At 70.7% G+C, this 26,157-nt stretch carries 20 protein-coding genes; 14 read left to right on the top strand and 6 right to left on the bottom strand.

The window, feature by feature from the left end:
- On the top strand, window positions 1–1,398 hold the full coding sequence (locus ACTMTU_RS30690; protein WP_441266686.1) for a sensor histidine kinase: 1,398 nt from the start codon (window positions 1–3) through the stop codon (window positions 1,396–1,398).
- Window positions 1,399–1,479: 81 nt separating this feature from the next.
- Here ACTMTU_RS30690 and ACTMTU_RS30685 read toward each other — a convergent pair whose 3' ends face one another.
- Entirely contained in the window at window positions 1,480–2,487 is a 1,008-nt protein-coding gene (locus ACTMTU_RS30685) for a TAXI family TRAP transporter solute-binding subunit (RefSeq protein ID WP_441266685.1), read from the bottom strand.
- Window positions 2,488–2,585: 98 nt separating this feature from the next.
- Here ACTMTU_RS30685 and miaB point away from each other — a divergent pair, with 98 nt between their 5' ends.
- Together miaB and ACTMTU_RS30675 are read left to right on the top strand one after the other, a co-directional pair.
- Window positions 2,586–4,073: a tRNA (N6-isopentenyl adenosine(37)-C2)-methylthiotransferase MiaB gene (gene miaB, locus ACTMTU_RS30680; protein ID WP_441266684.1), complete on the top strand. Its 1,488-nt coding sequence runs from the start codon at window positions 2,586–2,588 to the stop codon at window positions 4,071–4,073.
- A gap of 111 nt (window positions 4,074–4,184) precedes the next feature.
- Window positions 4,185–4,898 (top strand): class III extradiol dioxygenase subunit B-like domain-containing protein, encoded by a 714-nt coding sequence (locus ACTMTU_RS30675; protein ID WP_441266683.1) that lies wholly within the window; start codon window positions 4,185–4,187, stop codon window positions 4,896–4,898.
- Window positions 4,899–5,078: 180 nt separating this feature from the next.
- Here the strand turns inward: ACTMTU_RS30675 and ACTMTU_RS30670 are convergent, their stop codons facing one another.
- Together ACTMTU_RS30670 and ACTMTU_RS30665 are read right to left on the bottom strand one after the other, a co-directional pair.
- The gene (locus ACTMTU_RS30670; RefSeq protein ID WP_441266682.1) at window positions 5,079–5,318 is read right to left on the bottom strand and encodes an antitoxin; all 240 of its coding nucleotides are present in this window, start codon (window positions 5,316–5,318) and stop codon (window positions 5,079–5,081) included.
- 25 nt (window positions 5,319–5,343) lie between these two features.
- Window positions 5,344–5,655: a hypothetical protein gene (locus tag ACTMTU_RS30665; protein ID WP_441266681.1), complete on the bottom strand. Its 312-nt coding sequence runs from the start codon at window positions 5,653–5,655 to the stop codon at window positions 5,344–5,346.
- Between the two features lie 223 nt (window positions 5,656–5,878).
- On the opposite strand from ACTMTU_RS30665, the gene miaA reads away from it, so the two are divergent.
- The 6 genes from miaA to hflX all read left to right on the top strand — a co-directional run bounded on the left by miaA (window position 5,879) and on the right by hflX (window position 13,745).
- Window positions 5,879–6,817: a tRNA (adenosine(37)-N6)-dimethylallyltransferase MiaA gene (gene miaA, locus ACTMTU_RS30660; RefSeq protein WP_441266680.1), complete on the top strand. Its 939-nt coding sequence runs from the start codon at window positions 5,879–5,881 to the stop codon at window positions 6,815–6,817.
- Between the two features lie 106 nt (window positions 6,818–6,923).
- Complete coding sequence (locus ACTMTU_RS30655) at window positions 6,924–7,364, top strand: hypothetical protein (protein ID WP_307710509.1); 441 nt, start codon at window positions 6,924–6,926, stop codon at window positions 7,362–7,364.
- A 34-nt stretch (window positions 7,365–7,398) separates the two neighbouring features.
- Window positions 7,399–8,307: a diaminopimelate epimerase gene (gene dapF / locus ACTMTU_RS30650; RefSeq protein WP_441266679.1), complete on the top strand. Its 909-nt coding sequence runs from the start codon at window positions 7,399–7,401 to the stop codon at window positions 8,305–8,307.
- Window positions 8,308–8,445: 138 nt separating this feature from the next.
- On the top strand, window positions 8,446–10,524 hold the full coding sequence (locus tag ACTMTU_RS30645) for a RelA/SpoT family protein (RefSeq protein WP_441266678.1): 2,079 nt from the start codon (window positions 8,446–8,448) through the stop codon (window positions 10,522–10,524).
- A gap of 76 nt (window positions 10,525–10,600) precedes the next feature.
- Window positions 10,601–12,088, top strand: coding sequence for a M1 family metallopeptidase (locus tag ACTMTU_RS30640; protein ID WP_441266677.1), 1,488 nt, complete (start codon window positions 10,601–10,603; stop codon window positions 12,086–12,088).
- 166 nt (window positions 12,089–12,254) lie between these two features.
- Window positions 12,255–13,745, top strand: coding sequence for a GTPase HflX (hflX, locus tag ACTMTU_RS30635; RefSeq protein WP_441266676.1), 1,491 nt, complete (start codon window positions 12,255–12,257; stop codon window positions 13,743–13,745).
- Window positions 13,746–13,862: 117 nt separating this feature from the next.
- Here the strand turns inward: hflX and ACTMTU_RS30630 are convergent, their stop codons facing one another.
- Both ACTMTU_RS30630 and ACTMTU_RS30625 read right to left on the bottom strand, forming a co-directional pair.
- Complete coding sequence (locus ACTMTU_RS30630) at window positions 13,863–15,029, bottom strand: trypsin-like serine peptidase (protein WP_441266675.1); 1,167 nt, start codon at window positions 15,027–15,029, stop codon at window positions 13,863–13,865.
- Between the two features lie 313 nt (window positions 15,030–15,342).
- On the bottom strand, window positions 15,343–16,518 hold the full coding sequence (locus tag ACTMTU_RS30625) for a trypsin-like serine peptidase (RefSeq protein WP_441266674.1): 1,176 nt from the start codon (window positions 16,516–16,518) through the stop codon (window positions 15,343–15,345).
- A gap of 321 nt (window positions 16,519–16,839) precedes the next feature.
- Between ACTMTU_RS30625 and ACTMTU_RS30620 the strand changes: the two genes are divergently transcribed.
- The 5 genes from ACTMTU_RS30620 to ACTMTU_RS30600 all read left to right on the top strand — a co-directional run bounded on the left by ACTMTU_RS30620 (window position 16,840) and on the right by ACTMTU_RS30600 (window position 25,237).
- Window positions 16,840–18,216 (top strand): diaminobutyrate--2-oxoglutarate transaminase family protein, encoded by a 1,377-nt coding sequence (locus ACTMTU_RS30620; RefSeq protein WP_441266673.1) that lies wholly within the window; start codon window positions 16,840–16,842, stop codon window positions 18,214–18,216.
- 29 nt (window positions 18,217–18,245) lie between these two features.
- Entirely contained in the window at window positions 18,246–20,174 is a 1,929-nt protein-coding gene (locus tag ACTMTU_RS30615) for an IucA/IucC family protein (RefSeq protein ID WP_441266672.1), read from the top strand.
- Window positions 20,175–20,215: 41 nt separating this feature from the next.
- Window positions 20,216–21,151 (top strand): GNAT family N-acetyltransferase, encoded by a 936-nt coding sequence (locus ACTMTU_RS30610; RefSeq protein ID WP_441266671.1) that lies wholly within the window; start codon window positions 20,216–20,218, stop codon window positions 21,149–21,151.
- A 221-nt stretch (window positions 21,152–21,372) separates the two neighbouring features.
- Window positions 21,373–23,214 carry an IucA/IucC family protein gene (locus tag ACTMTU_RS30605; protein ID WP_441266716.1) on the top strand — a complete coding sequence of 614 codons (1,842 nt, stop codon included), beginning with the start codon at window positions 21,373–21,375 and terminating at the stop codon, window positions 23,212–23,214.
- Window positions 23,215–23,266: 52 nt separating this feature from the next.
- Entirely contained in the window at window positions 23,267–25,237 is a 1,971-nt protein-coding gene (locus ACTMTU_RS30600) for an ATP-dependent DNA helicase (RefSeq protein WP_441266670.1), read from the top strand.
- An 89-nt stretch (window positions 25,238–25,326) separates the two neighbouring features.
- On the opposite strand, the gene lexA is transcribed toward ACTMTU_RS30600, so the two are convergent.
- Window positions 25,327–26,112, bottom strand: coding sequence for a transcriptional repressor LexA (gene lexA, locus ACTMTU_RS30595; protein WP_189474654.1), 786 nt, complete (start codon window positions 26,110–26,112; stop codon window positions 25,327–25,329).
- Between the last annotated feature and the right edge of the window lie 45 nt (window positions 26,113–26,157).

Genomic DNA, 26,157 nt, shown 5'->3' with positions numbered 1-26,157 from the left:
GTGCGTACCCGACTTCTTCCGCTCCTCATCGTGCTCATGGCCGGTGTGCTGCTGGCGCTCGGCTTTCCGCTCGCGGTGAGCGTCGCGGCCGCGCAGCAGCAGGGCGTCGTCGTCGACCGGATCGACGACACCGTGCGCTTCGCGGCGCTGGCCCAGTTCGTCACCGATCAGGGCTCCACCCCGGACGAGCGCCGCTCCACGCTGCAGGAGCAGCTCGACCGGTACCACGACACGTACGGGATCAAGGCGGGCGTCTTCTACCGCAGCGGCGACTCCATGGCCCGCGCCCCTCACGACTGGTACGTGCCGGGCGAGGGGGAGGGCCGCGAGGCGTTCCAGGAGGCGCTCACCGGCCGGCGCAGCGACGACCCGCCGCAGGTGTGGCCCTGGCAGCGCGGGGAACGGCTCGTCGTCGCCTCGCCCGTCGTACGGGACGGGGACGTCGTCGCCGTCGTGTTCACCGACTCGCCCACCGACCAGCTCCGGTCGCGGGTCCTGCGCGGCTGGCTGCTGATCGTCGCCGGAGAGGCCGCCGCGATGCTCGTCGCCGTCGGCGCGGCCTTCCGGCTGACCGGGTGGGTACTGCGGCCCGTACGGATCCTGGACGCCGCCACCCACGACATCGCGACCGGCCGGATGAACTCGCGGGTCGCTGCCGCCGGGGGGCCGCCGGAACTCAGACGGCTGGCGCGCTCGTTCAACGAGATGGCCGACAACGTCGAGGAAGTCCTCGAACAGCAGCGGGCCTTCGTCGCGGACGCCTCGCACCAGCTGCGCAACCCGCTCGCCGCCCTCCTGCTGCGCATCGAACTGCTCGCCCTCGAACTTCCCGAGGGGAATGCCGAGATCGCCTCCGTCCGCACCGAGGGCAAACGCCTTGCCCAGGTCCTCGACGACCTGCTGGACCTCGCGCTCGCCGAGCACGCCTCCGCGGAGCTCCAGCTCACCGACATCGGCGAGCTGACGGCCGAGCGGGTGGCGGCCTGGCGGCCACTGGCCGACGAGAAGCGGGTGGTGCTGTCGTACGAGACCGCCGCGGTCACCGCCTGGGCGGACCCGGTGGCGCTCTCCAGCGCACTGGACGCGGTGATCGACAACGCCCTGAAGTTCACCTCGCAGGGCGAGGAGGTCACCGTCGAGGTCGCGGCGCAGGGCGGCACCTCGACCATCCTGATCGCCGACCGCGGCCCGGGCCTGACCGACGAGGAGCTCTCCCGGATCGGGGACCGCTTCTGGCGCAGCGGCCGTCACCAGAACGTGAAGGGTTCCGGCCTCGGCCTGTCCATCTCGAGGGCGTTGCTGGCGGCGGGCGGCGGGTCCATCGCGTACGCGCACCACGAGCCCCACGGTCTGAAGGTGACGCTCACGCTGCCGCGAACCCATGCGAAGGACGCCTGAGACCACCGGTCGAACTGCTGGAAGCGGGCGTGGGACCACCGGTCGGAACTGCTGGAAGCGGGCGGGTTCCCGGCGCCGCCGTTACGGCTTGACCGAGCGGTAGTAGCGCCGCGCGCCTTCGTGCAGCGGCAGCGGGTCCGTGTAGACGGCCGTCCGCAGGTCGACCAGCTGGGCGGGGTGCACGGTGTTGCCGATGCGGTCCCGGCTCCTGATCACCGTGCGGGTGAAGCCCTCCGTCTGGGCCGAGCTCATCCGGTCGGTGGTGACCAGCAGGTTGGCCACCGCGACGGTCTCGACGGGAAGTCCGCCCTGGGCCTGCGGGTAGGCGTCGGCCGGCATCACTGCGGAGCGGTAGTAGCTGGTCGGATCGCCCGACGCGTGGAGTTTCGCGACCAGTTCCGGCTCCAGGGCGACCAGCCGGACCGGGAAGCGCTCCGACAGTTGCTGCACCGTGTTGGTGGGCAGTCCGCCGGACCAGAAGAACGCGTCGATGCGGCCCTTCTCCAACTGGCCCGGGGCCACGTCGATGCCCGAGGGGAGTGCGGTGATGTCCTGTGCGGGATCGATCCCGGCGGCCTTCATCAGCCGGTCGGCGACCAGCCGGATGCCCGAGCCGTCCTGTCCGACGCCGACCACCTTGCCGCGCAGGTCGGCCACCGACTTGACGTTGGAGTCCCGGGGCACGACGAGCTGGACGTAGTCGTCGTACAGCCGGGCGCAGCCCCGCAGCCGGGTGGCGCCCGGCAGCCCTTCCCGCTTGTACTTCGCGACGGCGTCGGCGGTGGCGATGGTGAAGTCGGCCTCCCCGGACGCCACCCGCTCGAGGTTCTGCTGGGACCCTTCGCTGGTCCGCAGGTCTATCGCCACGTCCGGCATGTCGCGGGCCAGCGCGTCCTTCAGCAGCACGCCGTAGCGTTGGTAGACACCGCTGTGCGACCCCGTGCTCAGTGTCAGCTTCCCGCTCGGCGACGACTGGCCGAGCGGCAGCAGCCACCACAGCAGCAGCCCGAGGACCACCAGGGCCGCGGCGGCGCCTTGAAGGGCGCGGCGGCGGCCGAGGCGGGAGAGGACGGGAAGTGCCGGGAGCATGGCGCGATCCTGCCAGCTCACTCCTTGTGATGGCCAGGCCCGGCCTTGCCGGAGGAGGGGTCGCACTGTCGGTGCGACCCCGTACCCTGGTTGGCGCGATGAGTGCGAAAACTTACGAGGTGCGCACCTACGGGTGCCAGATGAACGTCCACGACTCCGAGCGGCTGTCGGGCCTGCTGGAGGACGCGGGATACGTACGCGCGCCCGAAGGCGCCGACGGTGACGCCGATGTCGTCGTCTTCAACACCTGCGCGGTGCGGGAGAACGCGGACAACAAGCTCTACGGCAATCTCGGCCGGCTCGCCCCGATGAAGTCGCGGCGCCCCGGGATGCAGATCGCCGTCGGTGGCTGCCTGGCGCAGAAGGACCGCGACACCATCGTCACCAAGGCGCCGTGGGTCGATGTCGTCTTCGGTACGCACAACATCGGAAAGCTTCCGGTGCTCCTCGAGCGCGCCCGTGTCCAGGAAGAGGCGCAGGTCGAGATCGCGGAATCGCTCGAGGCGTTCCCCTCGACGCTGCCGACGCGCCGTGAGTCGGCGTACGCGGCGTGGGTCTCGATCTCCGTGGGCTGCAACAACACCTGCACCTTCTGCATCGTGCCCGCGCTGCGCGGCAAGGAGAAGGACCGCCGGCCCGGCGACATCCTCGCCGAGATCGAGGCACTCGTCTCAGAAGGTGTCAGCGAGATCACCCTGCTCGGCCAGAACGTCAACGCGTACGGGTCCGACATCGGCGACCGCGAGGCCTTCAGCAAGCTGCTGCGTGCCTGCGGGAACATCGAGGGCCTCGAGCGGGTCCGGTTCACCTCGCCCCATCCGCGCGACTTCACGGACGACGTGATCGCCGCCATGGCCGAGACGCCGAACGTCATGCCGCAGCTCCACATGCCGCTGCAGTCGGGATCGGACACGATCCTCAAGGCGATGCGCCGCTCGTACCGGCAGGAGCGCTTCCTCGGGATCATCGAGAAGGTGCGCGCGGCCATTCCGCACGCCGCCATCTCCACCGACATCATCGTGGGCTTCCCGGGCGAGACCGAGGAGGACTTCGAGCAGACCCTGCACACCGTGCGCGAGGCCCGCTTCGCGAACGCCTTCACCTTCCAGTACTCCAAGCGCCCCGGGACCCCGGCGGCGACCATGGAGGGGCAGATCCCCAAGGAGGTCGTCCAGGAGCGGTACGTGCGTCTGGTCGCCCTCCAGGAGGAGATCTCCTGGGACGAGAACAAGAAGCAGGTCGGCCGCACACTCGAGGTGATGGTCGCCGAAGGCGAGGGCCGCAAGGACGGGGCCACCCACCGCCTCTCCGGCAGGGCCCCCGACAACCGCCTCGTCCACTTCACCAAGCCGGACGCCGAAGTGCGCCCCGGCGACGTGGTCACCGTCGAGATCACCTACGCCGCCCCGCACCACCTCCTGGCGGAGGGCGCGGTGACATCAGTGCGCCGCACCCGCGCGGGAGACGCGTGGGAGAAGCGCAACGGGTCCGAGACCGCGAAGCCGGCCGGTGTGATGCTGGGGCTGCCCTCGCTGGGCGTCCCCGCGCCGCTGCCGCCGGTGACGGGCGGTTGTGCGGCGGGCTGACGACGCCGCCCCGGTCGGCCACGGCCCCGCCGGACGGCGGCCGGGACGGGGCCGGCCGCCCGGGCCCGGCAGGTGCCCGCCTCGCCCACCACGCCGACTAGGCTGCGGATCATGCTCGTAGCCGCTGCCGTGTGTCCGTGCCCGCCGCTCCTCGTCCCCGAGGTCGCCTCCGGGGCCGCGCCCGAACTGGACGCGACGCGCGCCGCGTGCGCCGACGCCGTGGCCGTTCTCGCCGCCGCGGAACCGGACCTGCTGATCGTGGTCGGACCCGCGGCGCACGATCGGCGCGGACCGCACGCCGCAGGCGCCACCGGCTCCTTCCGGGAGTTCGGCGTGGAACTCGACGTCCGGCTCGGCGACGGCCCCCGGCAGGAACGGACACTGCCGCCTTCGCTGTCCGTCGGCGCCTGGCTTCTCGCCCGCGACGGCTGGACGGCCGCTCCGGTCGAAGGCCTCGGTGTCGGCGAACCCCTCGACGGGCACCGGTGCATGACGGCCGGAAAAGAACTCGCCGCGCGCGCCGGGCGGGTCGCGCTTCTCGTGATGGGCGACGGCAGCGCCTGCCGCACGCTGAAGGCGCCCGGCTACCTCGACGAGAGGGCCGCGGACTTCGACCGGCGGGCCGCCGACGCGCTCGGCGCGGCCGACATCGAAGGGCTCAGAGAGCTCGACGAGTCGCTGGCCCGCGAGCTCAAGGTGTCGGGCCGCGCGCCGTGGCAGGTCCTCGCCGGAGCCGCACAGGGCGCGGGGCTCACGGGCCGGCTGCTCCACGAGAGTGATCCGTACGGTGTCGGCTACTTCGTCGCGGCGTGGTCCCAGGCCTAGGGGCACCTCCCCGTTCCCGGAGGGCTACGGGGGAGTGAGTGCCAGGGCCAGCGAGCCCGGCATGATCCAACGAGAGCACCTGGAGCCGGGGGCTCACCGGGAAGAGAACTCCGGACGCGGGAAGGCGGCGGTGGAGCCTGTGCCCAACCGCCGCCCTCCGCCGAACCGGTCCGGTGAACTTCAGGCGGCCGGCGGTGTCGTCCCGCGGTCGTCCTTGTGCGCGATGCGGCCGAGGGCCTGCTTCGCCTTCCCGGTACCCGACTCGATCTTGTTGCTGTACTTGCCCTTGGTCTTGTCGTCGACCTTCTTGGCAGCTTTCTCCAGCGTCTGCCCGATCCTGCCCTCGTGCTGCTGGGCAAGGCCGGAGACCTTGTCCTTCGCGGGGCCGAGCTTGGTCTTCAGGTTGTCCAGGAAGCCCATGGGGCACCTTCCCTCGTCGCGGCTGCTACGTGCGGGCGCCTTCGCCGGCCTCGCTGTCCGCCGCTTCCCCGGCCGATTGCTGCCTCGGGATCTCCACTGCCCCGGCCGCGGTGCCTCCGTCGCGGGGAGGTACCGCGGTTTCGGCGGCGGTATCGGTGGATCCGGCGGTATCGGTGGATCCGGTGGCCTCGACGGCGCCGGCGGCCGGAGCCGCCTCTTCCGCCGGCTCCGCCACAGCCGGGGCCTCGGCCGTGCCGTCGCTCACCTCGGACCGGCCGGACTCCACGGACTCCTCGGCGGGAGCTCCGACGACTGCCTCCGGTGCCGACGCCTCCACGGCAGCTGCAGGCTTACCGCGAAACCATGAGAAAACACCCATATCTACTCCATACCCTACTCGTGCGGGCGAAGTTCTGCGCCGCCCGGAGCGCCGTCTTGCGTCACGCGCGGGCGCCGGTCCGGAAACCGGCGTTGGGAACCTCGCAACAGGCAACGACCCCGAGTCGCCGCCGTCACCTCGCTCGTTCGGGGACACGCACCAGGTTTGCGAGACTGGGGCGGTGAGAAGTGCAGCTCCCGCCCCGCGGGTCATCGCCGTCGTCGGTCCCACCGCAGCCGGAAAGTCCGATCTGGGGGTGTTCCTCGCCCGGCAACTGAACGGCGAGGTCGTCAACGCGGATTCCATGCAGCTCTATCGGGGGATGGACATCGGCACCGCCAAGCTGACGCCCGAAGAACAGGGCGGAGTGCCGCACCGGCTCCTCGACATCTGGGACGTCACCCGGACGGCGAGCGTCGCCGAGTACCAGACGCTGGCGAGGGCGGAGATCGACCGGCTGCTCGCCGAGGGCCGCACCCCGGTACTCGTCGGAGGGTCCGGGCTGTATGTGCGCGGTGCGATCGACGCCCTCGAGTTCCCCGGTACCGACCCGACGGTGCGGGCGCGCCTGGAGGAGGAGCTGACGGTGCGCGGACCCGGCGCCCTGCACGCCAGGCTGGCCGCGGCCGACCCGGGGGCGGGCCGGGCGATCCTCCCGAGCAACGGCCGCCGGATCGTCAGGGCCCTCGAGGTCATCGAGATCACGGGCAAGCCCTTCACGGCCAACCTGCCCGGCCACGACGCCGTCTACGACACCGTCCAGATCGGCGTCGACGTCGCACGGCCCGAGCTCGACGAGCGCATCGCCGTGCGTGTGGACCGCATGTGGGAGGCGGGTCTCGTCGACGAGGTGCGCGCGCTCGAGGCGCAGGGACTGAGGGAGGGCCGCACGGCCTCGCGGGCGCTCGGCTACCAGCAGGTCCTGACGGCTCTCGCCGGAGAGTGCACCGAACAGGAGGCGCGCGACGAGACCGTGCGCGCCACCAAGCGCTTCGCGCGCCGCCAGGACTCGTGGTTCCGGCGCGACCCGAGGGTGCACTGGCTGAGCGGCGCCGCCGCCGACAGGACGGAACTTCCGCAGCGCGCGCTGGCGTTGATCGAACGAGCGGTCACAGCCTGATCACGTGATGGCATCGGGACGCTCCGGCCGTCATTCCGGCCCCTGGGAGCGTGCCATCATCGAGCATCGATCGACAGTTGAGTCCGAGTTGGGAGGGCGCGTGGCGATGGAGGCCGGCCCTCGCGACACGGAACAGCAACGACGGGATGCGGCGGACGGCGCGTCCGGTCTCAGCCCGGACGGGCCCGACGAGCAGGATGTGCTCGCCGACGAGGTCGAGGTCGAGCTGCGTCCGCAGCGGCGGCTCAGGATCTGGCAGCTCGCACCCATCGTCGTCCTCGCCGCCGTCGGCTCGCTGATGTTCGCCTTCCCGCTCGCTTTTGGTACGGGCGACGGCGGAGCGGTCGTGGCCATGCTCGGGCTGCTGCTCAGCTGCTGTGCCGCCGGCTGGGGTGTGATGGCGGCGCGCCGTGTCGGCCACACCTGGCCCGGCCTGCCGTCGCGCGGTTCGGGCGAGCGCCCCGACTGGCGTGTGATCGCTTTGTACGTGGGCGTCGCCGCGGTGCTCGTCGCACTCGCCGTGTGGCGTGTGGCACGACTGAGGTGACCGGCTCCGGCCGCTGTCGGACCGTCCTCGTACGATGGAGCACGTGAGCACCTCGCAGACGTCGCCCCTCCCCTTCCTCAAGGGCCACGGGACCGAGAACGACTTCGTGATCGTCCCCGACCCCGACAACACCGTGGATCTGCCCGCGTCCGCCGTCGCCCGGCTGTGCGACCGCCGGGCCGGCATCGGCGGTGACGGGCTGCTGCGCGTGGTGCGCTCGGCGGCCCACACGGAGGCCCGGCACATGGCCGGCCAGGCCGAGTGGTTCATGGACTACCGCAACGCGGACGGCTCCATCGCCGAGATGTGCGGCAACGGCGTCCGGGTCTTCGCCCGGTATCTCCAGTACGCGGGCCACATCGACGCCGGGGACGTCGCCGTCGCGACCCGCGGCGGGATCAAGAAGGTCCACCTCGCCAAGGCGGTGTCCGGGAGCGGCGGCGGCGACATCACGGTCTCCATGGGCCGGGCCGTGCTGCCCGAGGACGGCGTCACCGTGTCCGTCGGCGGTCGCAGCTGGCCGGCGAGGAACGTGAACATGGGCAACCCGCACGCGGTCGCCTTCGTCGAGGAGCTGGACCACGCGGGCGATCTGCTGGCAGTGCCTCCGTTCACCCCGGCGTCGGTCTACCCCGACGGGGTCAACGTGGAGTTCGTCGTCGACCGCGGTGAGCGTCATGTGGCGATGCGCGTCCACGAGCGCGGCTCCGGTGAGACCCGCTCGTGCGGCACCGGCGCGTGCGCCGTCGCGGTTGCCACCGCGCGCCGCGACGGTCTGGACCCGGCAGCCACCGGCGTTCCCGTCACGTACACGGTGGATCTGCCCGGCGGCCGGCTCCGTATCACCGAGCGGCCCGACGGGGAGGTCGAGATGACCGGCGCCGCGGTGATCGTGGCCGAGGGTGTGATCGACCCCGACTTCCTCGAAACCGTGACCGCCTAGGGCTTCGCTCGAATGGGTGATCCGTTTCACGCTGGGCGAGAGCTGGACTGCGCCACGTGGTGGGCTCGGTAGCATCAAGCACCGGCCCGGAGGCATGCCAGTTCTCCGTACCGCCGGTCGAAGCTGCCGGAGGTGCCCATGAGCGCAGAGGCCACCAACCCAGGTGCCCACAGCCGCAGGCGCGGCCGTGCCAGGATCGACCTGCGCAGGCTGGGCCGCGCCGCTCTGCTGGGACCCACCGGTCGCGACCGGCTCCCCGACGCGATCGGCCATGTCGTGGACGCGCACCGGGCCCACTACCCCGACGCCGACCTCGCCACACTGCACAAGGCGTACGTACTGGCGGAGTCGTCCCACCGCGGGCAGTTCCGCAAGAGCGGCGAGCCCTACATCACCCACCCGCTCGCCGTGACGTTGATCCTGGCCGAACTGGGCGCGGAGACAACGACGCTGACCGCTTCCCTGCTCCACGACACCGTCGAGGACACCGAGGTGACACTCGATCAGGTGAGATCCGAGTTCGGCGCCGAGGTCGGTTATCTCGTCGACGGCGTCACCAAACTGGAGAAGGTCGACTACGGCGCCGCGGCCGAGCCGGAGACCTTTCGCAAGATGCTCGTCGCGACGGGCAACGACGTCCGGGTGATGTCGATCAAACTCGCCGACCGGCTGCACAACATGCGCACTCTCGGGGTGATGCGGCCGGAGAAACAGGCACGCATCGCCAAGGTCACCCGCGACGTGCTGATCCCGCTCGCCGAACGGCTCGGTGTGCAGGCCCTCAAGACAGAACTGGAAGACCTGGTCTTCGCGATCCTGCACCCCGAGGAGTACGAGCGGACCCGGGCGCTCATCGCGGAGAACTCCACCGCGTGCACCGCGCTCGCCGCCATCGCGGACGACTTCCGTGCCGCGTTGCGCGAGGCCGGCATCAGCGCCGAAGTGCTCATCAGACCGAGGCACTTCGTGTCCGTCCACCGGGTCTGCCTGAAGCGGTCGCAACTGCGCAGCACGGATTTCGGCCGACTTCTGATCCTCGTCGGGGAGGACGCCGACTGCTACGCCGTCCTCGGTGAACTGCACACCTGCTTCACACCGGTGATCTCCGAGTTCAAGGACTTCATCGCGGCCCCCAAGTTCAACCTGTACCAGTCCCTGCACACCGCCGTCGCGGGTCCCGACGGCGCGGTCGCCGAAGTCCTCATCCGCACGCATCAGATGCACAAGGTGGCGGAGGCCGGTGTGGTCGCACTGGGCAACCCGTACGTACCTGTGGAGGGGGCCGAGCCGGCGGACGGCGAGCGGGCCGACCCCACCAGGCCGGGCTGGCTCTCCCGGTTGCTGGAGTGGCAGGAGTCCACCCCGGACCCGGACACCTTCTGGACCTCCCTTCGCGCCGATCTGGCGCAGGACAGGGAGATCACCGTCTTCGGCGCCGACGGCCGGGCCCTCGGGCTGCCGGCGGGCGCGAGCTGCGTGGACGCCGCCTACGCGCAGTACGGCGAGAAGGCGCACACCTGCATCGGAGCGCGCGTCAACGGCCGGCTGGCGACACTCAGCACGGTCCTCGGCGACGGTGACACCGTGCATGTCCTGCTGGCGCAGGACAGCGCCTCCGGCCCCTCGCCGCAGTGGCTCGACCACGCCCGCACCCCTGCCGCCCGCATCGCCATCACCAGCTGGCTCGACGCGCATCCGCAGCGGGCCGCGGCGCCCTCCACCGTTCCCCGCCGGCCCGCCCCGCTGCCCGCCGGCCGGCCGACCTCAGTGAACGCCGTGGTGGACCTCCCCGAGGCGACGGTCCGGCTGGCCGGCTGCTGCACACCGGTGCCGCCGGACGCGGTCACCGGCTTCCCCGTGCGCGGCGGAGCCGTGACCGTTCACCGGCAGGAGTGCCCCGCCGTGGCGCGGATGACCGACGTGGGGCGCGAGCCGGTGCCGGTGCGCTGGGGTGACGCGGCCGAGTGCCGGGTCACGTTGGTCGCCGAGTCCTTCGGCCGTCCCCGCCTCCTCGCGGACCTCACGGAAGTCATCGCGGGAGAGGGGGCCGCGATCGTCTCGGCCACGGTGGAGCCGCCGACGCAGCAGCGGGTAAGGCACACGTACACACTCCAACTCCCCGACGCGGCCGGACTTCCGGCCCTCATGCGGGCGATGCGGGACGTGCCGGGCGTGTACGACGTCAGCCGGACCCAGCATCCGGCGGCCACCGCCTGACCCCGTTCGGGTGGGCACGTCACCGTGTGTAGCGTGCCGCCACGGTCCGTGCGGAGGGCGCTGGTAGCGGTAGGGCATGCTGCACACCTCCCGGCGCCGTCTGCGTGCCGCCCTGCTGGCCGCCGCCTCGGCCACCCTCGTCGCCGCCACCCTGCCGTCGCCGGAACCGCTCGGCATCGGGGACCGGCTGTTCCCCGAGCTGGGCAACCCCGGCTACGACGTGCTCGAGTACGACATCTCCCTCACCTACGAGGGCCGTAACGACAAGCCCCTCGACGCCGTCACGAAGATCGACGCCTGGTCGACCCGGAGGCTCGACCGCGTCAACCTCGACTTCACCCACGGCGAGGTCCGCTCGGTCATGGTGAACGACACCCCGGCCGACTTCGCCGGCGCCGGCGAGGACCTCGTCATCGACCCGCCCGCGACCATCCCCGAAGGGTCGCGGATGCAGATCACGGTGACTCACACAAGTGATCCGCGCGGCCCCAAGAACGCCGGCGGCTGGGTGCGTAGCGGCGACGGCCTGGTGATGGCCAACCAGGCGGACGCCGCGCACCGGGTCTTCCCGTCGAACGACCATCCCTCCGACAAGGCGTACTTCACCTTCCGCGTCACCGCGCCGCGGGACATCACGGTGGTCGCCAACGGGCGCCGCGTCGCCAGGGCAGCGACCGACAAGCAGACCTCATGGGTCTACCGCACCGGTCACCCCATGGCCACCGAGCTGGCACAGGTCTCACTCGGCCGCTCGACGGTCGTCGAGCGGAAGGGTCCGCACGGTCTGCCCGTGCGCGACGTCGTGCCCACCGCCGACCGCGAGAAGCTGGAGCGCTGGCTGAAGAAGACGCCGGACCACCTGGAGTGGATGGAGGAGAAGGTCGGCCGCTATCCCTTCGAGACGTACGGCGTGCTGGTCGCCGACGCGGACACGGGCTTCCAGCTGGAGACGCAGACCCTGTCGCTGTTCGAGCGCTCCCTCTTCACTTCGGACGCCTTCCCCGAGTGGTACGTCGACTCGATCATGGTCCACGAACTGGCCCACCAGTGGTTCGGCAACAGCGTCACGCCGCGCACCTGGTCGGACCTGTGGCTGAACGAGGGACACGCCAGCTGGTACGAGGCGCTGTACGCGCAGGAGAAGGCCCAGATGCCGCTGGAGACCCGGATGCATGAGGCCTACGCGCGCTCCGACGCCTGGCGGGCCGCCGGCGGGCCGCCCGCGGCGCCCGCCGCCCCCGCCCCGGGCCAGAAGCTGAGTCTCTTCCGGCCCGTCGTGTACGACGGCAGCGCGCTGGTCCTGTACGCGCTGCGGCAGGAGATCGGCACAGCCGCGTTCGAGCGCCTGGAGCGCCGATGGGTCACGGAGCACCGGGACGCCACCGCGACCACGGAGGACTTCACGCGGCTCGCATCGGCCGTCGCGGGGCGTGACCTGTCTGCGTTCTTCCAGGCGTGGCTGTACGGCAAGAAGACTCCGCCGATGCCGGGGCACCCGGACTGGCGAAGCCAGGCAGCGGGGGACAGCCGGGCGAAGGCGGCGGGGGGAGTGCGCGGTCACTAAATCGGGGTGACGCTCCGGCTGCGCCCGTGCGACCATCGGCAGGTCGGCGGCGCTGCCGGGGCCGGGATCCTACGGGAATCTTCCGGGACCGTCACGCGTTGTCATCTGTAACCGAGCACTCCGGCGGTCGTCCGTCGGGAGGCTCCCACATCGACGTAAGGATCCAATGACCTCCTCTTCATCCACTTCCCAGGAACAGCAGAGCTTGGCTGAGACGCGCACCGAGAGCCTTCGGGCCGATGCCCTGATGGAAGAGGACGTCGCCTGGAGCTACGAGATCGACAACGAGCGGGACGGCGACCAGTTCGACCGCTCCGAGCGTGCGGCGCTGCGGCGTGTGGCGGGCCTCTCCACCGAGCTCGAAGACGTCACAGAGGTCGAGTACCGGCAGCTGCGACTCGAGCGGGTCGTGCTGGTCGGTGTCTGGACCACCGGGACGATGCAGGACGCCGAGAACTCCCTCGCGGAGCTGGCGGCCCTCGCGGAGACGGCCGGCGCGCTGGTTCTCGACGGCGTCTTCCAGCGCCGTGACAAGCCGGACCCTGCCACGTACATCGGCTCGGGCAAGGCGCAGGAGCTGCGGGACATCGTCCTCGAGTGCGGTGCCGACACCGTCGTCTGCGACGGTGAGCTCAGCCCCGGCCAGCTGATCCAGCTCGAAGACGTCGTCAAGGTCAAGGTGGTCGACCGTACCGCCCTGATCCTCGACATCTTCGCCCAGCACGCCAAGTCCCGAGAGGGTAAGGCGCAGGTGGCCCTGGCGCAGATGCAGTACATGCTGCCCAGGCTCCGAGGCTGGGGCCAGTCGCTCTCCCGGCAGATGGGTGGCGGCGGCGGTGGCGGCATGGCCACGCGTGGTCCCGGTGAGACCAAGATCGAGACGGACCGGCGGCGGATCCGCGAGAAGATGGCGAAGATGCGCCGTGAGATCGCGGAGATGAAGACCGGACGTGACGTCAAGCGTCAGGAGCGCCGCCGTAACCGCGTGCCTTCCGTCGCCATCGCCGGTTACACCAACGCCGGCAAGTCGTCCCTGCTCAACCGCCTCACGGGCGCCGGTGTCCTGGTGGAGAACGCACTGTTCGCCACGCTGGACCCGACCGTCCGACGGGCCGAGACGCCGAGCGGCAGGGGTTACACCCTGGCCGACACGGTCGGTTTCGTACGGCACCTTCCGCACCACCTCGTCGAGGCGTTCCGTTCCACGATGGAGGAGGTCGGGGACTCCGACCTGATCCTGCACGTGGTCGACGGATCGCATCCGGCACCGGAGGAGCAGCTGGCAGCCGTGCGCGAGGTGATCCGCGACGTGGGTGCGGTCGACGTGCCCGAGATCGTGGTGATCAACAAGGCGGACGCGGCCGATCCGCTGGTGCTGCAGCGGCTGCTGCGCATCGAGCGGCATGCGATCGCGGTGTCGGCGCGGACCGGCGCGGGCATGGCCGAGCTGGTGCAGCTGATCGATGACGAGCTGCCGAGGCCGCAGATCGAGATCGAGGCGCTCGTGCCCTACACCGAGGGCGGGCTCGTCTCGCGGGTGCACGCCGACGGTGAGGTGCTCTCCGAGGAACACACCACGGAAGGCACCCTGCTCAAGGCGCGGGTGCACGAGGAGCTGGCCGCGGCCCTGTCTCCGTTCGTGCCTGCCGCGCACTGATCCGGCCCTGACATACGGGACGACCGGTCCCGGACGTACACGAAGGCCCGCCCCCGACGGGGGCGGGCCTTCGTGCACTGCGGGCGTCTCCCTGACCGCGCGGGAGGCCTGCCGAAGCTACTGGCCGGCGAACTTCTCGCTCATCATGGCGTAGAGCTGCTGTGCGTTCTGGTCCAGCCGCGGACCCGCCAGCCAGCCCGAAGTCACCGGGCCGATCGAGGTGTTGGAGACCAGCGCGAGCTTCCCGTCCGGCTGCTCCGCGAACCAGCCACCACCGGAGGAACCGCCCGTCATGGTGCAGCCGATCCGCCACATCGTCGGAGTGCCGGGAGCGATGGAGAGCCGTCCGGGCCGGTCCACACACTTGTGCATGAGGGCGCCGTCGTAGGGCGGGGCGGCCGGGTAACCCCAGGCGCCCATGGCGCTGATGTCCTTGGCCTCGGGGGCGTCGAAGTCGATGTCGAGGGCGACGCCGACCGTCTCCTCGAGGGACTTGGTGCCCTTCTCCGGCTTCACGTGCATCACGGCGTAGTCGTAGGGAGCGCCCGTGCCGCCCGTGGGGCCGCCCTCGTCGATCCATCCGGCGGAGGTCGCGACCCAGTCGGCCCAGTAGACGCCGTACGGAGCGACCTCGTGCGGCTGCGCGTTCTCCAGCGCGGCGGGCGACTTGCCCTGGTCGTTGTAGGCGGGGACGAAGGCGATGTTGCGGTACCAGCCGCCTGCCTGGCCGGCGTGGACGCAATGGCCCGCGGTCCACACCATGTTGGACTTACCAGGGTTCTTCGGGTCCTTGACGACGGTCGCGGAACAGACCATCGAGCCCTCGGGGGCGTCGAAGAACACCTTGCCGACGGGGGCGGCGTTCTTGTGGTACGGCTTCTTCTCGGGTTCGGCCTGTACGGGGCGCGGCTCCGGGTCGGTCACGTCCTGGTCACCGGAGATGTCACCGGCCGCCATGGTCTTGGCGGGTGCCTTGGCCGTCGTCATCCGCTCGGGCTTCCACAGGCCCTCGATCACCGGGTTGACGAAGTCCTTGGCCTCACGCAGCCACTTGTCCTTGTCCCAGTTCTTCCACTCGCCGTTCTTCCACTTGTCCAGGTCGACACCCTGCTCCTTGAGCTTGTCGGCCAGGTCCGCGGGGAGCGCGGCACCGCCGTTGTCCGCGGCGGCGGATGCGGCCGGCTTGTCGGCCGAGTTGTCCTCGCTCGGGCCGCAGGCGGTCGCCGTCAGCGCGAGGGCCGAGACGAGACCGGCCGTGGCCAGCAACGGACGTATGGATCGCATGGAAACGATTCCCCCTGAATGCTTCGAATCTTCGACATGTGCTGGAAGTGCTCGCACCTGTGCCGCGACGCGCGCCGACAGGGCGGCGTCCGAGCTGGTTGCCATGAGCGTGTCATGGAAAAAGGCGGCCTCCGGGGCCGCCTCGGGGTGCGGCACCACTCTAGGCCGGTGCTCGGTCCATCAGCCCGGCAGGAGCCCCAACTCCACGGAGTCTCCATGAGGATGAAGAACCGCCAGGTGAACAAGGGCCCGGCCGTACGGCCGGACCCCTGCCCGCGTCACTGCGCCCGGGCACTCGCGTGCCCGGATTCTCCTACTGGCCCTCGAACTTCTTGCTGACCGCCTTGTAGACGCCCTCGGCCTCCTTGCCGAGGCGCGGACCGGCCAGCCAGCCGGCCGTCACCGGACCGATCGACGTGTTCGAGACAAGGGTGGGCTTGCCGTCCTGGCCCTGCGCGACCCAGCCACCGCCGGACGAACCGCCGGTCATGGTGCAGCCGATGCGGTACATCGTCGGCTCCTCGGCCCTGAGCGACAGCCGGCCGGGCTTGTCGGCGCACTGGAAGAGCTTCTGGCCGTCGTAGGGCGGAGCCGCCGGGTAGCCGGTGGCGGTCATGTTGTCGATCTTCGGCACCGCGGGGGCGTTGAAGTCGACCGGCAGGGCCGCACCGACCGTCTCCTCGAGGGACTTGCCCGTGCTGCCCTTCTCCGGGGTCACGTGGATGACGGCGAAGTCGTATGCAGCGCCCTGGCCGCCGGTCGCGGCGCCCTGGGAGATCCACTGGTCGGAGGTCTGTGCCCAGTCACCCCACCAGACACCGTAGGGAGCGATTTCCTCCTTGGGCGCCTTCTCCAGTTCCGCCGTCTCCTTCGCCCCGTCGTTGTACGAGGGGACGAAGGCGATGTTGCGGTACCAGCCGCCGCTCTTGCCGGCGTGCACGCAGTGTCCGGCGGTCCACACCATGTTGGACTTGCCGGGGTTGGCGGGGTCCTTCACCACGGTCGCGGAACACACCATCGAGCCCTGCGGTCCGTCGAAGAAGACCTTGCCGGCCTCTGCGACGTTCGCGTGGTACGGGGCCTTCACGGCCTGGGCGTCGACCGGGGCAGGGGTGGGATCGGTGACACCCTCGTCGCCGGAGATGTCGTTCTCGACCGGCTTCTCGGGCGGCTGTTCGGCGTCACGCATCCGGTCGGGGTCCCAGAGGTCCTCGATGATCGGGTTGACGAAGTCCTGTGCCTCACGCAGCCACTTGTCCTTGTCCCAGTTCTTCCACTCGCCGTTCTTCCACTTGTCCAGGTCGATCCCGCGCTCCTTGAGGCGGTCCCTGAGATCGTCCGGAATGGTGATCTTGTCGTCGGTCGGCTGCTCGGCCGACGCGCTCGGCTTGTCGCCGGCGTTGTCCTCGGTCGGGCCGCACGCGGTGGCGGCCAGCGCGAGCACCGCGGCCATGGAGGCCACTGCCAGCGTCGGGCGAATGGGTCGCATCTCTTGATCCCCCTGGGACTTCGGTGCTGCTGATCTGAACTGTCGGAAATAGCAGGGAACTTCTGGAACGAGCAAGCTCCCGCCCGCCGCAGTGGAGTCCGCTGCGGAAGGCGCCCCCCACTATGCCGGTGCCGATGGGGACGGCGTGCGGCAGGTCCACGGTTCCGGCACCGCAAGGATCTTCCGATCGGCCGTGATCCCCGGCCCCTCGCGTCGTTGGTAGGTGCGGGGGACACAAGGACAGCCTTCAGCGCCGGTGCGCCGCGCAGGAGTGCCGTACCGATGTGCAACGCAACTGTGACAGCCGGAGGATCAACAGCCGTGGCCGTGACCGAACCCGCTCCGGTGGCGCCGACCTCGACCCATGAGGGGATTCTGCGCAGGCAGTCACTCCGTGAGTCGGCGGCCCGCACCTATGCGCGCTCGCTGCCCATCGTGCCGGTACGGGCCAGGGGGCTGACGATCGAGGGCGCCGACGGACGGCGGTACCTCGACTGCCTCTCCGGTGCGGGCACCCTGGCGCTCGGGCACAACCACCCAGTCGTCCTCGAGGCGATCAAGAGGGTCATCGACTCGGGTGCCCCGCTGCATGTGCTCGACCTCGCCACACCCGTCAAGGACGCCTTCATCACGGAACTGTTCGCCACACTCCCAAGGGCGCTGGCAGAGGACGCGCGCGTCCAGTTCTGCGGACCCGCCGGCACGGACGCGGTCGAAGCCGCTCTCAAACTCGTCAGGACCGCGACCGGCCGCAGCGGCCTCCTCGCCTTCACGGGCGCCTACCACGGCATGACGGCAGGCGCGCTCGAAGCATCGGGGGGCGCGACGGACGTGAGGGTCACTCGGCTGCCGTTCCCGCACGACTACCGGTGCCCCTTCGGGATCGGCGGCGAGCGTGGCGCGGAAATCGCCGCCCGCTGGACGGAAAGCCTGCTCGACGACCCCAAGAGCGGTGTCCCCGAACCGGCGGGCATGATCCTCGAGCCAGTGCAGGGCGAGGGCGGAGTGATCCCGGCGCCCGACGAGTGGCTGCGGAGGATGCGCGCCATCACGGCCGACCGGTCCATTCCGCTGATCGTCGACGAAGTGCAGACCGGCGTGGGACGCACCGGCACCTTCTGGGGCGTCGAGCACAGCGGGATCGTGCCGGACGTCATGGTGCTGTCCAAGGCCATCGGGGGTTCCCTTCCGCTGGCCGTCGTCGTGTACCGCTCCGGGCTCGACGTCTGGCAGCCCGGTGCCCATGCCGGCACGTTCCGCGGCAACCAGCTCGCCATGGCCGCCGGAGCGGCGACCCTCGCCCATGTGCGCGAGAACCGCCTCGCCGAGCGCGCCGCCACGCTCGGCGCGCGCATGCTGGCGAGTCTCCAGGGACTCGCCGCGGCCCACCCCTGCATCGGAGACGTTCGGGGCAGGGGCCTCATGATCGGCGTCGAACTCGTCGACGCCGACTCCGCGGCACCGGACGCGCTCGTACCACCTCCCTCGCCCCGGCTCGCGGCCGCCGTGCAGCAGGAGTGTCTGCACCGCGGACTGATCGTCGAACTGGGCGGACGCCATTCCGGTGTCGTACGCCTGCTCCCTCCTCTCACCCTGACCGACGAGCAGGCCGTGGCCGTCCTGGACCGTTTCGCCGACGCCCTGGCCGCCGCAGAGCGCTCCACACAACGCCGTACCGACAACAGGCAGTCGCACTGAACCCGGACAACGTCACAAGGAAGCTCTCCGTGAACCCCACACCCGCACCCGATGCGCCCGAGTCCATCGACGGCCCCGCCGGCCACCACCGCAGCCAGGTCGGCTTGAGCGGCCCGCTCACCATCGAAGCAGCGACGGTGCCACGCCAGACCGGACGGCACGACGAGCAGCGCGGCGGGGCGACAGCCTGCATTCCGCACGCCTGTGTGGCGGAGTCATCCGCCCAACCGGACGCGGAGCACGACCACCTCGACGACCCCGATCCGCGCCGCGCCGCGGACACGGCGACCGTGGAGAACCTGCTCCGCTGCTGGGTACGGGAGAACGGCTTGCCCCGGCCCGAGGAAGACGTCCTGCGCGTCCCTCTCGACGCCAGCGGCACCGCGCTGCTGGTCCCCGTCCGCTACTGGTCGGCCACCGGATGGCACCGCTTCGGCGCGCCCACTCTGCAGGGAAGTCCGCACGAGGCCACCCGGGCCGACGCCGTGACCGTCGCCGCGCTGCTCGGCCGCGAAGCCGGCCACGGCGGAGGTACGGACCTCGTGGGCCGCGTCGCCGACTCCGTCCGCCGCACCGCCGACTTCATCGCCGACCGGCGTGCCCGGCCCACTGCCCCGCCCGAGGCCGACCTGTTCCTCACCGCCGAGCAGTCGCTGCTGCTCGGCCACCCGCTCCATCCGACTCCCAAGAGCCGTGAAGGACTCTCCGAGGCGGAAGCGCAGCGCTACTCGCCCGAGCTGTACGGCTCCTTCCCGTTGCACTGGATGGCCGTCGACCGGTCCCTCCTTGCCACCGAATCCGCCTGGACCGAGCAGGGCCGCACCGTCACGGCCGAGCAGCTGACCGCCCGGCTGGCGGGAGACCTCACGCTCCCCGGCAACACTGCCGCCCTGCCCCTCCACCCATGGCAGGCACAGGACCTCGGGCGGCGGCCCGAGGTGGCCGCCCTCCTCGACGCGGGCCTGCTGCACGACCTCGGTCCCCGCGGCGACGTCTGGTATCCCACCTCCTCCGTCCGAACCGTGCACCGCCCGGGTGCTCCCGCCATGCTCAAGCTCTCCCTCGGTCTGCGCATCACCAACTCCCGGCGGGAGAACCTCCGCAAAGAACTCCACCGCGGCGTCGAGGTGCACCGACTGCTCCGCGCCGGCCTCGCCGAGCAGTGGCGGGCCGCGCACCCCGGATTCGACATCGTGCGCGACCCCGCCTGGCTCGCCGTCGACGCACCCGGGGCCGAACCCCTGCAAGGGCTCGACGTGATGATCCGGCACAACCCCTTCGGCCCCGGGGACGACGCGGTCTGTGTAGCGGCGCTGACCACTCCCCGGCCGTGGCCCGGGCGGGTGGGCATGCACTCACGCCTCGCCACCGTCGTCGAGCGGCTCGCCGCCCACACCGGGCGGCCCGTCACGGCTGTGGCCGCCGAGTGGTTCCTTCGCTACCTCGACCACGTCGTGCGCCCGGTGCTGTGGCTGGACGCCACTGCGGGCATCGCGCTCGAGGCGCATCAACAGAACACGCTCGTACTGCTCGACCCCCACGGCTGGCCGACCGGCGGTCGCTACCGCGACAACCAGGGCTACTACTTCCGCGAGTCGCACCGCGAGCGTCTCGCCTCCCGCCTCCCTGGGATCGGAACCCACAGCGACACCTTCGTGTCCGACGAGGTCACCGACGAACGCTTCGCCTACTACCTCGGCATCAACAACGTGCTGGGGCTGATCGGAGCGTTCGGAGCTCAGGGCCTCGCCGACGAACGTGTCCTCCTCGCTGCCTTCCGGCAGTTCCTCACCTCCGCTGTCGGTATGGGATCACCACTGCCCGGCCATCTGCTGGAGACGCCCACGCTCCGCTGCAAGGCCAACCTGCTCACCCGGCTCCACGGGCTCGACGAACTCGTCGGCCCGGTCGACACCCAGTCCGTCTACGTCACCATGGCCAATCCCCTCCGATCTTGAGGCACCACGAACCGACCGAACCGCGAGAGGAGAGCGCTCCGATGGCGCCCACCGATGTGCACACCGACAGCGGGCCTGGACCCGCGCCCCGGCCGGGAGGGGGCACGGAGGACACACTCGACCTGCGGCTGCCGGAGGACTTCCTCACGCTGTTCCGCGGGAACGGCGAAGCAGGGCAGTCGGGGCCGGCGCTGCCGACACCGGCATCGGCAGTGTCAGAGACACCGACGTGGAACGCGTCAGGGACACCGGCGTCGACCGCGACGTCGCCATCGACCGTGAGGCCGGCACCAGCATGGGAGCCGACACGGCCTGCCGGCCCGGCCGCGGCAACGGCTACCGGGTCAGGCCCGGGCCAGACAGCGGCAGCGCCCCTGGCACCGGCGAGGGCCGGCGGCGCCGCCGGCGACCTGCTCGACAACCTGGGCGGCTGGGAGCCGGCGGCCACGCCCGTCGGCGACTTCCGACTCGTCCCTGTGGTCCTCGAACGTGATCTCGCGCTGATCAGCAGGTGGATGAACGACCCCGCGGTCGCCGCCTTCTGGGAACTGGCGGGACCCGACTCCGTCACCGCAGCTCACCTGCGCGCACAACTCGACGGTGACGGCCGCAGCGTCCCCTGCCTCGGCGTCCTCGACGACAAGCCGATGAGCTACTTCGAGATCTACCGGGCCGACCTCGATCCGCTGGCCCGCCACTATCCCGCGCGCCCGCACGACACCGGTATCCATCTGCTCATCGGCGGCGTGCTGGACCGCGGCCGTGGCATCGGGTCCGTCCTCCTTCGAGCCGTATCCGATCTCGTTCTCGACAATCGGCCTCGATGCACCCGCGTCCTCGCCGAGCCCGACATGCGCAACACCCCCTCCGTCTCCGCGTTTCTCAATTCCGGCTTCCGCTACTCCGCCGAACTCGACCTTCCCGACAAACGAGCCGCCCTGATGGTCCGTGATCGCGCCCTGCGGAACCTGCTGTGAACGACCCGCTGACTTACATACACCGCTCGATCCGCATCGGTTCCACCTGAGGAGTCCCCGTGCCGAAGTCCCCTGCCAGCGACGACTCCATCGACTCCGTCCCGACCGGTTCCGGCTCCACCGGTCTCCGGCCCGTCGATGCCACCACCGCTTCCGCCGGCATCGGAACCGGCACCGGAACCGATACGGCCGCCAACGGCGCCGCGGCCCGGCCGCACGCGGTGCCGTTCACGCCGCCGGGCCTGACCCGGCAGAACTGGGACCGGGCCGCTGCCCGCCTCCTCGCGAAGATGATCGGCGAGTTCGCCTACGAAGAGATCATCGAGCCGGTCCCCGTCCCGCACGCGGCCCCGGCTCCGGACGCGGCTCCGGCCCCCGGCCCGGACCCGTCGTCCGGAACGTCCGGATCCACCGGCGAGGCCCGTCGCTACACCCTCCCCATCGACGCCACAGGCGTGCTCACCTTCCGCGCACGCCGCGGCGCCTACGGCAGCTGGCGTGTCGATCCCGGCTCTGTCGAGTGCGACGGCCGTCCGTTCACCGACCCGCTCGCCTTCCTCGCGCGGGCCAGGAACCTGCTGGGCCTCGACGGAGCGACCCTCGGTCACCTGCTGCGTGAAATGTCCGTCACGCTGAGCAGCGACACCCGGCTCGACGGCACCGCGCTGACCGCCGCCGAGCTGGCGGACCTCGGCTACGCGGAGCTCGAGGGCCACCAGACGGGGCACCCGTGGCTGGTTCTCAACAAGGGCCGGATCGGCTTCTCCGCAGGCGACGCCGCCCGATGGGCACCGGAAGCCCGCCGCCCAGCACGCCTCCCGTGGATAGCGGTGCGGACCGGCCTGGCCGCCTACCGCGGCGTCGCCGGCCTCGACCGGGCAGAGGACCTCTACCGTCGCGAGCTCGACCGGACCACCCGCGACTCCTTCGCCGACGCTCTGCTCGCCAAGGGACTGGATCCCGCCGCCTACCTGCTCCTGCCGGTGCACCCCTGGCAGTGGGACGAGGTGATCCTGCCCCTGTACGCGCCCGCCGTCGCCGACGGCGACATCGTGCCCCTCCCCAGCGACGGTGACCTGCGACTGCCCCAGCAGTCGATCAGGACCTTCGTGAACGTCGACCGGCCCGATCGCCACACGGTCAAACTGCCCCTGTCCATCCTGAACACCCTGGTCTGGCGCGGCCTGCCCACAGAGCGCACGCTCGCCGCACCCGCCGTCACCGCATGGGTGCACGGGCTGCGCGACGCCGACCCGTTCCTGCGCGACGAATGCCGGGTCGTTCTCCTTGGGGAGGTCGCCTCCGTCACGGTCGAGCATCCGCTGTACGACCGCCTGGCAGAGGTCCCGTACCAGTACAAGGAACTGCTGGGAGCCATCTGGCGGGAACCGCTCCAGCCGCGACTGGAAGCCGGCGAGCGGGCCCGCACCCTCGCATCGCTCCTCCACACGGATCCGCAGGGCCGGGCGTTCACGGCCGAACTGGTCGCCCGGTCGGGGCTCGCACCGACCGTCTGGCTCCGGCGGCTCTTCGCGGCGCTGCTGCCGCCGCTGCTGCACTTCCTCTACCGCTACGGCACGGTCTTCTCCCCGCACGGCGAGAACGCCATCGTCGTCTACGACGACCACGACATTCCCGTGCGCCTCGCGATCAAGGACTTCGTCGACGACGTGAACGTGAGCGCCCGGCCTGTGCCGGAGCACGCGTCCATGCCGGACGACGTCCGGCGGATCCTCCTCACCGAGGAGCCGGGCTTTCTCACCCAGTTCATCCACTCGGGTCTCTTCGTGGGCGTCTTCCGCTACCTCGCCCCGCTGTGCGAAGAGCAACTGAACGTTTCGGAGGAGGAGTTCTTCTCACTCGTGAGGGCGGAGATCCTCCGGTACCAGGCCCGCTTCCCGGAGTACAAGGAGCGCTACGAGACGTTCGACCTGCTCACTCCCCGTATCGAGCGGCTGTGCCTCAATCGCAACCGGCTGCATCTCGACGGTTACCGGGACCGCCCTGAGCGCCCGCACGCCGCCGTTCACGGCACGGTGCCCAACCCCTTGGCGTCGGCCTGATGCTCCGATGCGTGATCCTGTTGTCGGTGGCGCCCCGTAGGGTGGTCGGGCTATGACGAAGCCATCCCTCCCCGAGCTCCTCCACGCCGCCGTGACCGCCGTCGGCGGGGTGGAACGGCCAGGCCAGGTCACCATGGCCGAGGCCGTTGCCGAGGCCATCGACGACGATTCCCATCTGCTGGTCCAGGCCGGCACCGGTACGGGCAAGTCGCTCGGTTATCTGGTTCCCGCCCTGGCCCACGGCGAGCGTGTTGTCGTGGCCACGGCGACGCTGGCGCTGCAGCGGCAGCTCGTGGAGCGTGACCTTCCGCGGACGGTCGAGGCACTGCACCCACTGCTGCGCCGCCGCCCCGAGTTCGCCATGCTCAAGGGGCGGTCGAACTACCTCTGCCTCCACCGCCTGCACGAGGGCATGCCGCAGGACGACGATGAGGGTCTCTTCGACCAGTTCGAGGCAGCGGCACCCACGAGCAAGCTGGGCAAGGACCTGCTCCGTATGCGGGACTGGGCCGACGAGACGGAGACGGGGGACAGGGACGACCTGACTCCGGGCGTCTCCGACCGCGCCTGGAACCAGCTCTCCGTCTCCTCACGCGAGTGCCTGGGGGCCTCCAAGTGCGCGTACGGAGCGGAGTGCTTCGCGGAGATGGCGCGTGAGCGGGCCAAGCTCGCGGACGTCGTCGTCACCAACCACGCCCTCCTCGCGATCGACGCCATCGAAGGCGCGCCGGTGCTGCCCCAGCACGAGGTGCTCATCGTCGACGAGGCCCATGAGCTCGTCTCCCGCGTCACCGGGGTCGCCACCGGCGAGCTCACTCCGGGCCAGGTCAACCGCGCAGTGCGCCGCGCCGCCAAGCTCGTCAACGAGAAGGCGGCGGACGCTCTCCAGACTGCCGCGGAGTCGTTCGAGAAGCTCATGGAGCTGGCTCTCCCGGGGCGTCTCGAGGAGATCCCGGAGGATCTCGGTTATGCGCTGATGGCGCTGAGGGACGCGGCCCGCACAGTGATCACCGCGATCGGGGCCACCAGGGACAAGTCGGTCCAGGACGAGAACGCCGTGCGCAAGCAGGCCCTGGCCGCCGTCGAGAATGTCCACGCCGTCGCCGAGCGGATCAGCCATGGCTCGGAGTACGACGTGGTCTGGTACGAGCGGCACGACCGTTTCGGGGCGTCCCTGCGGGTGGCGCCGCTCTCCGTATCCGGGCTGCTGCGGGAGAAGCTCTTCTCCGAGCGCTCGGTGGTGCTGACCTCCGCGACGCTCAAGCTCGGTGGTGACTTCAACGGGGTCGGGGCCTCCCTGGGCCTTGCTCCTGAAGGCATCGGGGGGGAGGACGTGCCGCAGTGGAAGGGGCTCGACGTCGGGTCGCCCTTCGACTATCCGAAGCAGGGCATCCTCTACGTCGCACGCCATCTCACCACTCCGGGACGCGAAGGCTCCCGGGGCGACATGATGGACGAACTCGCCGAGCTGGTGGAGGCCGCCGGAGGGCGCACGCTCGGCCTCTTCTCGTCGATGCGGGCCGCCCAGGCCGCCGCCGAGGAGCTCCGCGGCCGACTCGACAAGCCGATCCTCCTGCAGGGCGAGGAGACGCTCGGTGAGTTGATCAAGACGTTCGCCGGGGATGCGGAGACGTGTCTGTTCGGCACGCTGTCGCTCTGGCAGGGCGTCGATGTGCCCGGACCCGGCTGTCAGCTCGTCGTCATGGACCGGATTCCGTTCCCGCGTCCGGACGACCCGCTGATGAGCGCCCGCCAGAAGGCGGTCGAAGAGGCCGGCGGCAACGGGTTCATGGCTGTGGCGGCGACCCACGCCGCGCTGTTGATGGCTCAGGGCGCGGGCCGGCTGGTGCGGGCAACAGGGGACCGGGGCGTGGTCGCGGTGCTCGATCCGCGGCTGGCGAACGCCCGCTACGGCAGTTACCTGCGCGCCTCGTTGCCCGACTTCTGGTACACGACGGATCGCAATCAGGTACGCCGCTCACTTGCCGCGATCGACGCGGCGGCGAAGCAGGAGGGGAAGTAGGGCCGAAGCGGTCCTGCTCGTACACATGAGCAGGACCCCGGGACCGGCGCAGTGGATCCCGGGGTCCGGTCTGGGGCCGGAGGGTGTGGTCACACCCGTCGCAGCACCGCCACCACCTTGCCGAGGATGGTCGCCTCGTCGCCGGGGATGGGCTGGTAAGCGGCGTTGTGGGGGAGGAGCCAGACATGGCCGTTCTCCCGCTTGAAGCGCTTGACCGTGGCCTCGCCGTCGAGCATGGCTGCCACGATGTCGCCGTTCTCCGCCACGGGCTGGCGTCGCACGGTGACCCAGTCCCCGTCGCAGATCGCGGCTTCGATCATGGAGTCTCCGACGACCTTCAGGACGAAGAGCTCACCGTCGCCGACGAGCTGGCGGGGCAGGGGGAAGACGTCCTCGACGGACTCCTCGGCGAGGATGGGGCCACCGGCCGCGATGCGGCCGACAAGGGGGACATATGAGGCGGCGGGCTTGCCGGTGGTGTCCGTGGGCTGGGTGCTGGGCTGGTCGGAGCCGCGAACCTCGTACGCCCGGGGGCGGTGCGGGTCCCTGCGCAGGAAGCCCTTGCGCTCCAAGGCCATGAGCTGGTGCGCCACCGACGATGTGCTCGACAGTCCGACCGCCTGGCCGATCTCACGCATCGACGGCGGGTAGCCCCGCCGCTGGACGGAGTCGCGGATCACCTCGATGACGCGCCGCTGCCGGTCCGTGAGGCCGGAGCTGTCCGCCCTGATGCCAGGAGGTCGGCCGGGCAGCGAGCGGCCGGGCTTGGGCCCCTCCGGGGTCGTGGCTGCGTCATTCATGGCTTGCACCGGCTCGAATCGGCTCTGTGAGCGGTCCTGGGCAGTGATGGTGGCACTGTCGGCGGTGGTGGTCACGTCGGCCCCTCTCGAATGGTCTCCCTAGTTTGACAACGGTAGTTG

Origin of the sequence: Streptomyces sp. OZ13 (assembly GCF_052068155.1) — a bacterium.
GTDB lineage: Bacteria > Actinomycetota > Actinomycetes > Streptomycetales > Streptomycetaceae > Streptomyces.
This window is presented reverse-complemented; position numbering and strand designations above follow the sequence as displayed.